Annotated in this window: 13 protein-coding genes and 1 pseudogene; 2 read left to right on the forward strand and 12 right to left on the reverse strand. The window is 65.2% G+C overall.

Features of this window, described 5'->3' with window-relative positions; all coding sequences use genetic code 11:
- The 6 genes from IT540_RS03760 to zapE all read right to left on the reverse strand — a co-directional run.
- Nucleotides 1-205: biotin/lipoyl-containing protein (locus IT540_RS03760; RefSeq protein ID WP_291173482.1), on the reverse strand; the 205-nt coding region annotated here is incomplete at its 3' end.
- A 76-nt stretch (nucleotides 206-281) separates the two neighbouring features.
- Nucleotides 282-3,239 (reverse strand): 2-oxoglutarate dehydrogenase E1 component, encoded by a 2,958-nt coding sequence (locus tag IT540_RS03765; RefSeq protein ID WP_291173483.1) that lies wholly within the window; start codon nucleotides 3,237-3,239, stop codon nucleotides 282-284.
- Between the two features lie 109 nt (nucleotides 3,240-3,348).
- The gene (sucD, locus tag IT540_RS03770) at nucleotides 3,349-4,248 is read right to left on the reverse strand and encodes a succinate--CoA ligase subunit alpha (protein WP_291173486.1); all 900 of its coding nucleotides are present in this window, start codon (nucleotides 4,246-4,248) and stop codon (nucleotides 3,349-3,351) included.
- Between the two features lie 59 nt (nucleotides 4,249-4,307).
- Entirely contained in the window at nucleotides 4,308-5,507 is a 1,200-nt protein-coding gene (gene sucC / locus IT540_RS03775) for an ADP-forming succinate--CoA ligase subunit beta (RefSeq protein WP_291173489.1), read from the reverse strand.
- A 136-nt stretch (nucleotides 5,508-5,643) separates the two neighbouring features.
- Nucleotides 5,644-6,609 (reverse strand): malate dehydrogenase, encoded by a 966-nt coding sequence (gene mdh / locus IT540_RS03780; RefSeq protein ID WP_291173492.1) that lies wholly within the window; start codon nucleotides 6,607-6,609, stop codon nucleotides 5,644-5,646.
- Nucleotides 6,610-6,811: 202 nt separating this feature from the next.
- Nucleotides 6,812-7,924, reverse strand: a complete 1,113-nt coding sequence (gene zapE / locus IT540_RS03785) for a cell division protein ZapE (protein ID WP_291173496.1) — start codon at nucleotides 7,922-7,924, stop codon at nucleotides 6,812-6,814.
- 347 nt (nucleotides 7,925-8,271) lie between these two features.
- Here zapE and IT540_RS03790 point away from each other — a divergent pair, with 347 nt between their 5' ends.
- Nucleotides 8,272-8,847 carry a GNAT family N-acetyltransferase gene (locus IT540_RS03790; protein ID WP_291173499.1) on the forward strand — a complete coding sequence of 192 codons (576 nt, stop codon included), beginning with the start codon at nucleotides 8,272-8,274 and terminating at the stop codon, nucleotides 8,845-8,847.
- 278 nt (nucleotides 8,848-9,125) lie between these two features.
- A complete protein-coding gene (locus tag IT540_RS03795) occupies nucleotides 9,126-9,275 on the forward strand; it encodes a histone (RefSeq protein ID WP_291173503.1) in 150 nt (49 codons plus the stop codon).
- Between the two features lie 131 nt (nucleotides 9,276-9,406).
- On the opposite strand, the gene IT540_RS03800 is transcribed toward IT540_RS03795, so the two are convergent.
- From IT540_RS03800 to IT540_RS03825, 6 genes and pseudogenes are all read right to left on the reverse strand, one after another.
- Nucleotides 9,407-9,793 (reverse strand): VOC family protein, encoded by a 387-nt coding sequence (locus IT540_RS03800; RefSeq protein ID WP_291173507.1) that lies wholly within the window; start codon nucleotides 9,791-9,793, stop codon nucleotides 9,407-9,409.
- A gap of 58 nt (nucleotides 9,794-9,851) precedes the next feature.
- The gene (locus IT540_RS03805; RefSeq protein WP_291173511.1) at nucleotides 9,852-10,631 is read right to left on the reverse strand and encodes a succinate dehydrogenase iron-sulfur subunit; all 780 of its coding nucleotides are present in this window, start codon (nucleotides 10,629-10,631) and stop codon (nucleotides 9,852-9,854) included.
- A gap of 241 nt (nucleotides 10,632-10,872) precedes the next feature.
- Nucleotides 10,873-11,463 (reverse strand): hypothetical protein, encoded by a 591-nt coding sequence (locus tag IT540_RS03810; RefSeq protein WP_291173514.1) that lies wholly within the window; start codon nucleotides 11,461-11,463, stop codon nucleotides 10,873-10,875.
- A 356-nt stretch (nucleotides 11,464-11,819) separates the two neighbouring features.
- Nucleotides 11,820-12,515, reverse strand: a complete 696-nt coding sequence (gene phoB, locus IT540_RS03815) for a phosphate regulon transcriptional regulator PhoB (protein ID WP_291173518.1) — start codon at nucleotides 12,513-12,515, stop codon at nucleotides 11,820-11,822.
- A 29-nt stretch (nucleotides 12,516-12,544) separates the two neighbouring features.
- Nucleotides 12,545-13,255, reverse strand: a complete 711-nt coding sequence (gene phoU, locus IT540_RS03820) for a phosphate signaling complex protein PhoU (RefSeq protein ID WP_291173522.1) — start codon at nucleotides 13,253-13,255, stop codon at nucleotides 12,545-12,547.
- A gap of 151 nt (nucleotides 13,256-13,406) precedes the next feature.
- Nucleotides 13,407-13,674: pseudogene (locus IT540_RS03825) on the reverse strand (phosphate ABC transporter ATP-binding protein); the annotation flags it as partial.

Here is a 13,674-nt window from a genome sequence, read left to right on the forward strand (position 1 = left end):
TGTCTTCCGTCTCCCTTTGGTCGACGTGGATTTGCGAAAGCTGGACGTCCGCCGGCGCCGGCACCTCCACCGTCACCTTGTCCGTCTCCAGCTCGACGAGCGGCTCGTCGGCCTTGACCGCATCACCCGGCTTCTTCAGCCATTTGCCGACCGTGGCCTCGGTCACCGACTCGCCGAGCGTCGGCACGCGGATCTCAATCGTCATCGTAGTCCCGCCTCTTTCCTCGTCTGCCGCCGGCGCAGCCCCGGCGTTTCGCAACTCGAGATCGTATTGATCAGCACTAGCCCTTCAGCGCATCCGCCACCAGCGCCTTCTGCTCGAGAATATGTTTGCTCATGAGCCCCGTCGCCGTGGAAGCCGACGCCGAGCGCCCCGCATAGCGCACGCGCCGCCCGGCCGGAGCCAAGCGGTCGAGAACCCAGTTGATGTTCGGCTCGATGAACGTCCAGGCGCCCATGTTCTTGGGCTCCTCCTGGCACCAGACAATCGAGTCCGCATTCGGGAAGCGCCCGATCTCGTTGATCAGGGCCCGCGCCGGGAACGGATAGAGCTGCTCGAGCCGCAGGATGTAAACGTCGTGCAGCTCCTCCGCGTCGCGCGCATCCGCAAGGTCGTAGTAGACCTTGCCCGAGCACAGCACGACGCGCTTGATCTCGGCGTCCGTCTTGCGCAGGTCGTCCCACAGAACGCGATGGAACGTCGTTCCCGGCCCCATCTCGTCGAGACGCGACACCACGCGCTTGTGGCGCAGGAGCGACTTCGGCGTCATCAGGATCAGCGGCTTGCGGAACGTCCGGTGGAGCTGCCGCCTCAGGATATGGAAGTAGTTGGCGGGCGTGGTGCAGTTGGCGACCTGCCAGTTGTCCTCCGCGCAGAGCTGCAGGAAGCGCTCCAGCCGCGCCGAGGAATGCTCCGGCCCCTGCCCTTCATACCCGTGTGGCAGCAGGCACACGAGGCCCGACATCCGGAGCCATTTGCGCTCTCCCGAGGAGATGAACTGGTCGAAAACCACCTGCGCCCCGTTGGCGAAATCTCCGAACTGCGCCTCCCAGGCCACGAGCGCGTTGGGCTCGGCGAGCGAATAGCCATACTCGAAGCCGAGCACCGCTTCTTCCGAGAGCATCGAGTTGATGACCTCGAAGTTGGCCTGGTTGGGCGCGATGTGCCGGAGGGGCGTATAGCGCCGCTCGGTCTCCTGGTCGATCAGCACCGAGTGGCGCTGCGAGAACGTGCCCCGCTCGCAGTCCTGCCCCGAGAGCCGCACCGGGTATCCTTCCGTGACGAGCGTGCCGAAGGCCAGGTGCTCGGCCATGGCCCAGTCGATGCCCTCGCCCTTCGCCACCATCTCGCGGCGGCGCTCGAGCAGGCGCACGATGGTCTTGTGCGCGTTGAAGTCCGAGGGGATCACGGTGAGTCGCTTGCCCACTTCGCGCAGCGTCTCGAGCGAGACGCCGGTGTTGCCGCGCCGCTCGTCGCCGTCGGCGAAGCCGACGCCGCTCCAGCGCCCGTCGAGCCAATCCGCCTTGTTCGGCTTGTAGCTTTCCGCAGCCGACAGCTCCCCGTCGAGGAACGAGCGGAACTCGGCCTTCATGCCCTCGACATCCTCGGCCTTGACCACCCCCTCCTCTACGAGTTGCTCGGAGTAGACGTTCACCACCGACGGATGCTTGCGGATGCGGTCGTACATGATCGGCTGCGTGAACGCCGGCTCGTCGGCCTCGTTGTGACCGAAGCGGCGATAGCAGAACATGTCGACTACGACCGGCTTCTGGAACTTCTGCCGGAACTCGGTCGCGATCTTGGCGACGTGCACCACGGCCTCCGGATCGTCGCCGTTCACATGGAAGATCGGCGCCTCGATCACGCGCGCGACATCCGAGCAGTAGGGCGACGAGCGCGAATGGCGCGGATTGGTGGTGAAGCCAATCTGGTTGTTGATGATGAAGTGGATCGAGCCGCCCGTGCGGTGCCCCTTGAGGCCCGAGAGCCCGAAACACTCGGCGACCACGCCCTGCCCGGCGAACGCGGCGTCCCCGTGGAGCAGGAGCGGCAGCACGCCCGTGCGGTCGCCCGGCTCGCTCCGGAGCTGATCCTGCTTGGCGCGCGCCTTTCCTAGCACGACGGGATCGACGATCTCGAGGTGGGAGGGATTGGCGGTGAGCGACAGATGCACGTTGTTGCCGTCGAACTGCCGGTCCGACGATGCGCCCAGGTGATACTTGACGTCGCCCGAGCCCTCGACGTCGTCCGGCTTCCACGAGCCACCCTTGAACTCGTTGAATATGGCGCGGAACGGCTTCGCCATCACGTTCGAGAGCACGTTGAGGCGTCCGCGGTGCGCCATGCCGATGACGATCTCTTTGACGCCGAGCTGGCCGCCGCGCTTGATGATCTGCTCCAGCGCCGGGATCATGCTCTCGCCGCCGTCGAGCCCGAAGCGCTTGGTGCCTGTGTACTTCACGTCGGCGAAGCGCTCGAACATCTCGGCTTCGATCAGCTTCCTCAGGATGGCCTTCTTGCCCATCTCCGTGAAGCGGATGTCCTTCTCCTCGCCCTCGATGCGGTGCTGGATCCAGGACTTCTGCGCCGGCGACGTGATGTGCATGAACTGGTAGCCGATCTTGCGGCAGTAGGTACGCCGCAGGATGCGCAGCACCTGCCGGATCGTTGCCGTGTCGAGCCCGAGGTAGCGGTCGAGGAAGATCGGCCGGTCGAGGTCGGCGTCCGTGAAGCCGTAGGTCTCGGGCTTGAGCTCCTTGTGCACGCGCCGCTCGACGAGCCCCAGCGGATCGAGATCGGCCGCCAGGTGCCCCATCACGCGGTAAGCACGGATCAGCATGATCGCGCGCACGCTGTCCTGAATGGCACGCAACGACACCGCCGGCGAAAGCTCGAAGCCGCCGACATGAGCCTTGGCCTGCAGCTTGTCGCGCAAGCCCCGCTCGACCTCGCCGTAGTCGCCTGTCAGCGCCGAGACCAGCTCCGTGGGAGCGCCCTGGAGCTGCGAGAGCGGCAACGCCCACGAGGGCTCGTGGACGCCGCCCGCCCCATCGTGTCCGTCCTCGGAGGCCGCCGCGCTGCGCCCGTCGCGCATGCTCTCGAAAAAGAGCCGCCACTCGTCGCTGACGGATCCCGGGTTCTTCTCGTACTGACTTTGCAGCTCTTCGATGTAGGGCGCGTTGGCGCCGTCAAGAAAAGACGTGCGAAGGAACTGTTCGTTGAGCGCGTGCCTCGACATGTGAAACCCCGCAGTTGCATCCGGCGCGCGGCCGGAGAGGAGGTGACCATCTCTCCTGATTTAGGCAATTCTCCGCGCAATAGGTGACACTTATATATATGGTACGTGTTCAGCCCTTTAAGACTTTGGTCAAGGTGGTCCCCAGAGAGGCCGGGCTGTCGGCGATGGCGATGCCCGCGCGCCGCATGGCCTCCACCTTGTCCTCGGCCCGCCCCTGACCGCCGGAGATGATCGCGCCCGCATGCCCCATGCGCCGGCCCGGAGGCGCCGTCATGCCGGCGATGAACCCGGCCATCGGCTTCTTGCGCCCCTTCTTGGCCTCGCTGATGAGGAATTGAGCAGCCTCCTCCTCCGCCGAGCCGCCGATCTCGCCGATCATGATGATCGAATGCGTCTCGGGATCGGCCAGGAACAGCTCGAGCACGTCGATGAACTCGGTACCCTTGACCGGGTCGCCGCCGATGCCGACCGCCGTCGACTGGCCGAGACCCGCATCCGTCGTCTGCTTCACCGCCTCGTAGGTGAGCGTTCCCGAGCGCGAGACGATGCCGACCGTGCCCTTCTTGAAGATGTTGCCCGGCATGATGCCGATCTTGCACGCCTTGGGGGTCAGCACGCCCGGGCAGTTGGGCCCGATAAGCCGCGACTTGGAGCCCTGGAGCGCGCGCTTCACCTTGACCATGTCGAGCACCGGAATGCCCTCCGTGATGCAGACGATGAGCGGCACCTCCGCATCGATGGCCTCGAGAATGGCGTCGGCCGCGAACGGCGGCGGCACATAGATCGCCGTCGCCGTGGCGCCGGTCTTTTCCTTGGCCTCGAGCACCGTGTTGAACAGCGGCAGGTCGGCAAGCTCGGGATCGGCCGGCTTTGTGCCGCCCTTGCCCGGCGTGACGCCGCCCGCGACCTTGGTGCCGTAGCTGCGCGCCTGCTTGGTATGGAACGTCCCCTGGCTGCCGGTGAGCCCCTGACAGATGGTAACCGTGGACGTGTCGACGAGAATGGCCATGTCGTGTCTCTTGTTCCGGCAGTTCGAATGGAAGCGTTGGAAGGGGTTGGATGCGCCCGTCAGGCGGCGGCCTTGATCGCAGTCGTGATCTTGGCTGCGGCGTCGGCGAGGTCGTCGGCGGGCACGATCTTGAGCCCGCTCTTGGCGAGGATCTCCTTGCCGAGATCGACGTTGGTGCCCTCGAGCCTGACCACGAGCGGCACCGAGATCGCCATCTCGCGCGCGGCGGCGATGATGCCCTCGGCGATGATGTCGCAACGCATGATGCCACCGAAGATGTTGACCAGGATGCCGCGTACGGACGGGTCCGAAAGGATGATCTTGAACGCCGCCTGCACCTTCTCCTTGGAGGCGCCGCCGCCGACGTCCAGGAAGTTCGCGGGCTCAGCCCCGTAGAGCTTGATGATGTCCATGGTCGCCATGGCAAGCCCCGCGCCGTTGACCATGCAGCCGATCGAGCCGTCGAGCTTCACGTACGAAAGCTCGTATTTGGCGGCCTCGATCTCCATCGGGTCTTCCTCGGTCTCGTCGCGCAGCGCCAGGATGTCCGGGTGGCGAAACAGCGCGTTGCCGTCGAAGCTCACCTTGGCATCGAGACAGACGAGCTGGCCTTCCGTGGTGACGACCAGCGGGTTGATCTCGAGCAGGCTGACGTCCTTCTCGCTTAGAAACCGATAGAGTCCCGAGACCAGCTTGGCGCAGGCCTTGACCTCGTCACCCTTGAGCCCGAGGGCGAAGGCGATCTTGCGCGCATGGAACGGCTGCAGGCCCGTCGCCGGATCGACCGTCAGCGTCAGGATCTTGTCCGGCGTATCGTGGGCGACCTTCTCGATGTCCATGCCGCCTTCGGTGGAGGCGATGAAGGCGATCCTGGAGCTTGCCCTGTCGACCAGCGCCGAGAGATAGAGCTCACGTGCGATGTTGACCGACTCCTGCAGATAGACGCGCCGCACGACGCGCCCCGCCGCCCCCGTCTGCACGGTGACCAGCGTGCTGCCGAGCATCTGCGCGGCGAGCTGGCCGGCTTCTGCAGGCGTCTTGGCGAACCGCACACCACCCTTCTCGCCGGCCTCCGGCTCCTTGAACTTGCCCTTGCCGCGCCCGCCGGCATGGATCTGCGCCTTGACCACGATCGTCGGCGTCGAAAGTTGCCCCGCCGCCTTCTCGGCTTCCTCGGGCGTGAAAGCCGCAAAGCCCCTTCCGACCTCCACGCCGTACTTGGCGAGAAGCTCCTTGGCCTGATGCTCGTGGATGTTCATGGCAGCGCGTGATCCCCTGGGATGAGACGATGGTGGGGACGCGGCATAGGATGGGGTGTGTAGCCAAGGGGGCGGCCACACAGTAAGAGTAAGGAACCCGTCCGTACCCCGCGTCGGCTGGTGCAAGCTCGGGCCGTCAGGCGCCGAGCTGTGGGTTGATCTTGATGCAGGCATCGACCAGACCCTTGACGGATTCGATCGACTTCATGAGCATCGAGCGTTCGGCGGAGTTGAGGTCGATCTCGACCACGCGCTCCGTCCCGCCCTCGCCGATGATCACCGGCACGCCCACGTAGAGCCCTTTAACACCGTATTCGCCGTTGAGGTACGCGGCGCATGGCAGCACACGTTTTTTGTCCTTGAGGAAGCTCTCGGCCATGGCGATGGCCGAGGCAGCCGGCGCGTAGTAGGCCGAGCCGGTCTTGAGCAGCGCCACGATCTCGCCGCCACCCTTGCGCGTGCGGTCGACGATCTGATCCAGGCGCTCCTGGCGGATCCAGCCCATCTTGACCAGATCCGGCAGCGGGATGCCGCCGACCGACGAATAGCGCACAAGCGGCACCATGTCGTCGCCGTGCCCACCCAGCACGAAGGCCGCAACATCCTCGACCGAAACGCGAAATTCCTCGGCCAGGAAGTGCCGGAAACGGGCCGTGTCCAGCACGCCCGCCATGCCGACCACCATGTTGCGCGGCAGGCCAGAGGCCCGCTGCAGCGCCCACACCATGGCGTCGAGCGGGTTGGTGATGCAGATGACAAAGGCGTTCGGCGCATACTTTCGTATGCCGGCACCGACCTGCTCCATGACCTTGAGATTAATCCCGATCAGGTCGTCGCGGCTCATGCCGGGCTTCCGCGGCACGCCGGCCGTAACGATGCAGACGCTCGCGCCCTCGATGTCCGCGTAGGCATTGGTCCCCTTCAAGACGGCATCGAAGCCCTCCACGGCCCCGGACTGGGCGATGTCGAGGGCCTTGCCCTGCGGCAGCCCCTCCGCGATGTCGAATATGACGACGTCGCCAAGCTCCTTGAGGCCGATGAGGTGGGCGAGCGTGCCACCGATCATTCCGCCGCCGATCAACGCGATCTTCGTGCGCGCCATGAACCATTCTCCCTGGAGGTTCGCCCTGGGCCGGGCTTGCGTTGCTGAGGTGAGTCGATGTCCTGATGGCTCCGTGGCCGGCTCACCCCCGGCGCGAGGAAACACGGCCTTGGTAGGACGAAACGGGTAGGGGCTCAAGTCCGACGGACGTCTCTCGTGCCGCCAAAGCGGGCAACGGCCTGCTCAATCCGCGCCGGAAGGCTTAATCCGTAGCCGCGAGCCGCCCGTTCTTGGCCAGATAGGCCTCGCTGCGCATCTCCATGAGACGGGAAGCGGTGCGCTCGAACAGCACCGCACCGTCGCCTTCCGGATAGAGCTGGTTGGGCTCGGCCTCCGCGGACACGATGAGGCAGTTGCGGTTGTCGTAGAGCGTGTCGATGAGATGGATGAGGCGGCGCGCCTCGTTGCGGCGAGCCGGCGTCAGCACCGGGATGCATTCGAGCATGATGGTGTGGAAGGCGTGCGCGATATGGAGGTAGTCGAGCGCCCCGAGCGGCTTCTCGCAAAGATCTCCGAACGTAAAGCGCGCGACCCCCATGGACGCGAGCGGCACCACCACCTGGCGCCCCTTGACGTCGATGGAGGCCGGCGCCCCGGGGTGGTGACCGGTAAGCCTCACCCAGTGTTCCTCGACCCCGGCCGCCGCGCGCGCGTCGCAGGGGCTGAAGTAGAGCTGCCGCCCCGCGAGCTTGTCGAGACGAAAGTCCTTGGCCGCCTTCAGCTCGACGACGTCCACATGGCTCTGCAGGAGATCGATGAACGGCAGGAAGAGCGCGCGGTTGAGGCCGTTCCAGTAGAGGCGCTCGGGCGGCGCATTGGAGGTTGCAACCACCACCACCCCCCTCGCGAACAGCGCCTTGAACAGCCGGGCGAGGATCATGGCGTCGGCGATGTCGGTGATCGTCAGTTCGTCGAAGCAGAGAAGACCCGCCTCGGCCGCGATCTCGGCGGCGACGAACGGGATCGGATCGCCATCCGTCGTCGCCCTGCCACGCTGGATGCGATCGTGCACCTCGCTCATGAACTCATGGAAATGCAGCCGTCGCTTCGGCGTGAACGTCGCCACCTCGTGGAAGAGGTCCATGAGCATGGTCTTGCCGCGTCCGACCGAGCCGTGGAGATAGACGCCACGCGGCGGCGCGGCACGCGGGCGGAAGAGCGAGGCAATGCGCCCGCCACGCCCCGCTGCCTGCCAGCCATCGAGCTCCTCGGACAGGCGATCGAGCCGCCGCGCCGCGGTGCGCTGCGCATCGTCCGCCTCGATCTCGCCGAGCGCAACCCGCCGTTCGTAATGAGCCAGAACCGTTCCCGCCATGCCTACCCCGAAGCACCCGCGGCGCTGAAACTGCCAGAAAGCCGCGCCGCTTGCGACAGCATCCGACGTGGAATAGCGGGCCTGGACAGGCTCTCCCCTGCGTTAACCACAACCCAGCCCAGCGGATTTTGCAGTGCAGCGTAGGCAAAAGGCCCACACCACCGCAAAAGCGACAAAACGCTATACGTACGGTCACTTATTTGGCGCATTGTGCAATGCACAAAGCGCCCTATATCGAAAAGCGGCGGCCGGTGCTCCGGCGCGCCAAGCCGCGAAGGAAGGTGGCACCGGCTCAAGAGAGGCGCCGACGTCGCCGATCCCCACGGCTCGAATGGAGGGGTATCTCTATGAGTGAGCATACGCATGCGGGCGGCACCATCCGCAAGCTCTGGCCGCATGAGAAAGGCCTGTTTCGCGACCACCTGCTCCGCTTGGACAAGGCAAGCCGCATGGCGCGCTTCGCGCACGGCGTCTCGGATTCCTTCATCGAGGAGTACGCGGGCCACATGGCCGAGGCCGGCTCCACGGTGTTCGCCTACATCGAGGATGGCGAGGTGCGCGCCGCTGCCGAGCTGAAGAAGCTGGGTGACACCTGGGGTCGTGAGGCCGAGGCGGCATTCTCCGTCGAGGCGGCCTACCAGGACCATGGTCTCGGCACCGAGCTCATGGGCCGCGTCATCCGGGCAGCACGCAACCGCGGCGTCCACCTTATTTATATGAGCTGCCTCGCATCCAACGCGAAGATGCAGGCCATTGCCCGCAAGCACGAGGCGGACCTGCGCTTCGAGCTCGGCGAGGTGATCGGCGAGATCGTCCCCCAGGAGCCGAACTACTTCTCGATCCTCGCCGAGGCGGTGGAGGATCGCGTGGGCTTCATGATGGCGGTGCTCGACCTGCAGCGCCGCGTCGTGAAGGCGGCGTGAAGCCACTGCGACTCGCTTTCCCGATCCCGACTCCATCTTTTTTGCAGCGCAAGGAGCGGAGTTTCTCACTCCGTTTCGCTCGCGCGCTGCTGATATGGAGTCGAGAATGACGTCGTAGAGTCTTGAATATGGACGAAATTGTTGACTTCACGCAACACTTTGCGTCGAATGCGAATAAATCGACGAGCTGAATCCATTTTGCATGTCAACAAAATGATCGAACTTGCTCATGATTTTTTTGTTCCGAAATGATTCGGACTCTAGAGGGAGAGAATACTATGGCTAAGACTGTGAAGAAGGCTCCGGCTCGCAAGGCTGCGAAGAAGCCGGCTGCTCGCAAGGCTGCGAAGCCCGTCGCTCGCAAGACCGTCCGCAAGACGGCTGCGCGCAAGGCCAAGCCTGCCGCCAAGAAGCGCCGCGCCGCGTAACGGCACGATCCGCCTTCCCCGCTCCTGTCTGGGCAACAGGGCGGGTGTCGGCGGGTTTCTTGGAAAGACGGCCAACTTGAAGACCGGTGGCAGCGCGACGCGCCACCGGTCTTGTCGTTTCTGGGGTCCGGCTATTCGGGCAGGTGGCTGACCGCTTCGATGTTGTGGCCGTCCGGATCGATCACAAAGGCCCCATAGTAGTTCGCATGATAGTGGAGCCGAAGCCCCGGCGCCCCGTTGTCCGTGGCGCCTGCCGCCAGCGCCGCCTCGTAGAAGGCGCGCACCTGGGCGCGGTCCTGAGCGGCGAAGGCCACATGCAGCCGTCCCGTCAAGGGTTGCCCGGTCCCGATCCAGAACTGCGGGCGGCTGACCCCGAACCCGGCATAGCCGCCGGGTCCGCCGGAGTCGGAGAGGTCCATGTCGAGCAGGAGCTGGATGCCGAGCGGCGCCAGCGCGGCGCTATAGAATGCCTTCGACCGCTCGTAGTCGGACACGGGAAATCCGATGTGATCGAGCACGCAGGCTCCCTCCGTCTTTCGCCGGCAAGGTTCGGCCTCAACCGAAGTCGGCAGAACACTACACCCGCCGCTGCACCATGAGCTTCTTGATCTCGGCGATGGCCAACGCCGGCTTCAGCCCCTTGGGGCATGCCTTCACGCAGTTCATGATGGTGTGGCAGCGGTAGAGGCGGAACGGATCCTCGAGATTGTCGAGGCGGTCCCCCGTCGCCTCGTCGCGGCTGTCAATCACCCATCGGTAGGCCTGCAGCAGGGCCGCCGGCCCCAGGTAGCGGTCGGAGTTCCACCAGTAGCTCGGGCACGACGTGGAGCAGCAGGCGCAGAGGATGCACTCGTAGAGCCCGTCCAGCTTGGCGCGGTCGTCGCGCGACTGCCTCCATTCCTTGGGCGGCGTCGCCGTCTCCGTCTTAAGCCAGGGCTCGATCGAGCGGTGCTGCGCATAGAAGTTCGTGAGGTCCGGCACCAGGTCCTTGACCACCTTCATGTGCGGCAGCGGATAGACCTTGACCGCCCCTTTGACCTCGTCGAGGCCCTTGAGGCAGGCGAGATCGTTGGTGCCGTCGATGTTCATAGCGCACGACCCGCAGATTCCTTCCCGGCAGGAGCGCCGGAAGGTCAGCGTGGGGTCGATCTCGTTTTTGATCTTGATCAGCGCGTCGAGCACCATCGGCCCGCACTGTTCCTCGTTCACCCAGTAGGTGTCGATGCGGGGGTTCTCGCCGTCGTCCGGGTTCCAGCGGTAGACCCGAAACTCGCGCCACTTGCCCGTGCTATCGGGCGCATTCCACGTCTTGCCCGGCTTGATCTTCGAGTTCTTGGGAAGAGTGAGCTGAACCATGGAGCGCCGAGCCTCGCGGTCGTGGAGGGGAACGATCCCTCATGTCATGAAACCGGGATCGGGAGCTGTCAACGATAAGCCACCCCCGCAGCCATGCGATGCTTTGCCCCCGCACGAAAGTCGTGCGACCACGAGCGACATACGCATCGACTTTCGGCTACGCCCTCCAAACCAGAAGCACAAGCCGCTTCGCGCCTTGTTTGGTCCGAGCGCGATGCGCAGGCCCGATGGCGATTGCGCGCTAGTGCCGGACGGGCAGGAGATGCGGTGTGGCCACCATGGCCTCGGCGCCCGCGATCAGCGACGGCTCGAACAGGCTCGCCTGCCTGAGACCGACCCACTTGCGCCCGGCCGCCAGGCTGCCCGAGGGACCTGCCGCCCGCCAGATCTGTGCGAACGAGCGGGCGGCGTGGCCGGCCGTCACAGGGCTTTCGGAATAGAGTTCGTAGGCATCGCGCTTCAAGGGATCGCGCCGCATGCAATCACCGATCCAGGCGGTGACGCGGTCGAGAACGAGCTGCTCATGGGCGTCGAGCAGCCGGAGGTCGCTGACGAACCGGCACTCTGCACCCTCAATCTTGGCCTTCGAGGACTCGCGCACGAACAGCGCCTCCACCCGGATGCCCGCTGCCGCCAGCTCCGGCATCAGATCCCTGACGGCCAGCGCGACGGGGCTCTCCACGGAAAGCGCGAGCAGGCGGTAGACGGTTACGCCCGGAGCGACGCCCGCCGCGCGGTGGCAGTCCGAATGGCGTGTGATGAAGGCCTTGAGCCGTGCTTCCTTCTCCTCCCTGGCAATAACGTTCTGTCGGGCGTTTGGAGCGAAGGGCATTCTCTTTCTTCCTTGGCTGGGCGTGGCCGTAGAGACCACGATCCCGTCGTGCAGTCGTGGAGGCATTTAGGCGCCAAGACGGTTAAGCAAGTGTTGCGCCGCAAGGCTCCCGAGCCGTGCCGCTCGGCACGCACCGAGCGTCCCCACACACCGCCGCCGTGCCCGATTCGGAGATGAGATATCAGCTTCCGAAGATAAGCCGCCAAAAATACTGGCGAACATTCCCCGCCCAAGCGGCAGCGGATACGCCAGGGCAAACGCGGCAAGACGCGCGATGGGCTGCAGATATTTTTTGGCGTGTCCAATGAGGAAAGGACGCTTCGGGCGTCCGCTCCAGCCGATCGGGGCAAGCCGCTCTAGGCGCCGCTGCGCTCGCCGAACACGTAGCCGGAGCCGCGGACAGTGCGGATCGGATCGCGCTCCTTGCCGCGGATGAGCGCCTTGCGTAGCCGGCCAACGTGGACATCCACCGTGCGCTCGTCCACGTACGCATCGCGTCCCCAGACCCCGTCGAGGAGCTGGGCGCGCGAGAGCACGCGGCCGGGGCTTTCCATCAGGAACTCGAGCAGGCGGAACTCGGTCGGGCCGAGGTGCACCTCGCGCAGGCCGCGCGTGACTTTATGCGCCGGCCGGTCGAGCTCGATATCGGCAAAGCGCAGCACGTCGGCCATGCGATCGGGCGAGGCGCGGCGCAGGATGGCTTTGACGCGGGCCATCAGCTCCGGGAGCGAGAACGGCTTCACCACGTAATCGTCGGCACCGGTGGAGAGGCCGCGGATTCGGTCGCCCTCCTCGCCCCGCGCGGTCAGCATGACGATGGGGATGGACTTGGTCTCCATCCTGGCCCGCATGCGCCGGCAGATCTCGATGCCGGACACGCCGGGCAGCATCCAGTCGAGGACCAGAAGGTCCGGCTTCTCCTCGGCCACGAGGATTTCAGCCTCCTCCCCGTTCTCCGCATGGGAGACCCGGAAGCCCTCGGCCTCGAGGTTGTAGCGCAGCATCTCGGCGAGCGGAGCCTCGTCCTCGATCAGAAGTATTTTTGCCGTCATCGTTGGTAGCTCACGTCAGCCTGTCGCGCTCAACCCTTGGAGAATAGGGTGGAGCTGGTGTCGTCACCCTTCGGGCGGTCGTCTGCGATGTTTACGCCCTTGACCAGGAAGTGGATCGTCTCGGCGATATTGGTGGTGTGATCGCCGATGCGCTCGATGTTCTTGGCTCCGAACAGGAGATGCGTAGACAGCCCGATGTTGCGCGGATCCTCCATCATGTAGGTCAGAAGCTCGCGGAACAACGAATTGTACATCGAATCGATGTTTTCGTCGGCCCGCCAGACCGCAAGCGCACGGTCGGCATTGCGTGCCGAGTAGGCGTCAAGCACGTCCTTGAGCTGCGCGAGCGCCAGCTCGCCCATGTGGCGGAGGCCCGTCATCAGGGGCTTCGGATGCGACTCGTGCGCGATGGCCAGCGCTCGCTTGGCGATGTTCTTGGCGAGGTCGCCGATGCGCTCCAGGTCGCCGGTAATGCGCAGCGCCGCCATCACGTGGCGCAGGTCGTCGGCGAGCGGCTGACGCCGCGCGATCATGGAGATTACCTGCTCCTCGATATCGCGCTCGAGCTGGTCGATCTGCTTGTCCGTCTTCACCACCTGCTCGGCGAGTTGCGGGTCGCGGCGCTCGAGCGCGTCGAACGACTGGCCGAGGATGTGCTCGGCCAGACCGCCCATCTGGGCGATCTTCCTGTCGAGGAGGGCCAGCTCTTCCTCGTAGGATTTAACGATGTGCTCGTTCATAGGCTCTGGTTCTCCTTTGGGCCTCTCGGCCAGCGCAACTTGGGTCACGGCGGGCTTCGGCTTGGGGCGCGCGCGGCCCCACGGCATGAAGCCGGCCAACAGTGGTTTCCGGTCGCTCGTCATCGCTCGGTTTCCTGGCCGGGATCGCGGTTTAGCCGAAGCGGCCGGTGATGTAGTCCTGCGTGCGCTGGTCCTTGGGGTTGGTGAAGATGTCGTTGGTCGCGCCCTCCTCGACGAGGACGCCCAGGTGGAAGAACGCGGTGCGCTGCGAGACGCGCGCGGCCTGCTGCATCGAATGCGTGACGATGACGATGCAGAAATTCTTCTTCAGCTCGTCGATCAACTCCTCGACCTTCGCCGTGGCGATGGGGTCGAGCGCCGAGCACGGCTCGTCCATGAGGATCACCTCGGGGCTCACA

This window comes from Hyphomicrobium sp. (assembly GCF_020852195.1).
Classification (GTDB): domain Bacteria; phylum Pseudomonadota; class Alphaproteobacteria; order Rhizobiales; family Hyphomicrobiaceae; genus Hyphomicrobium_C.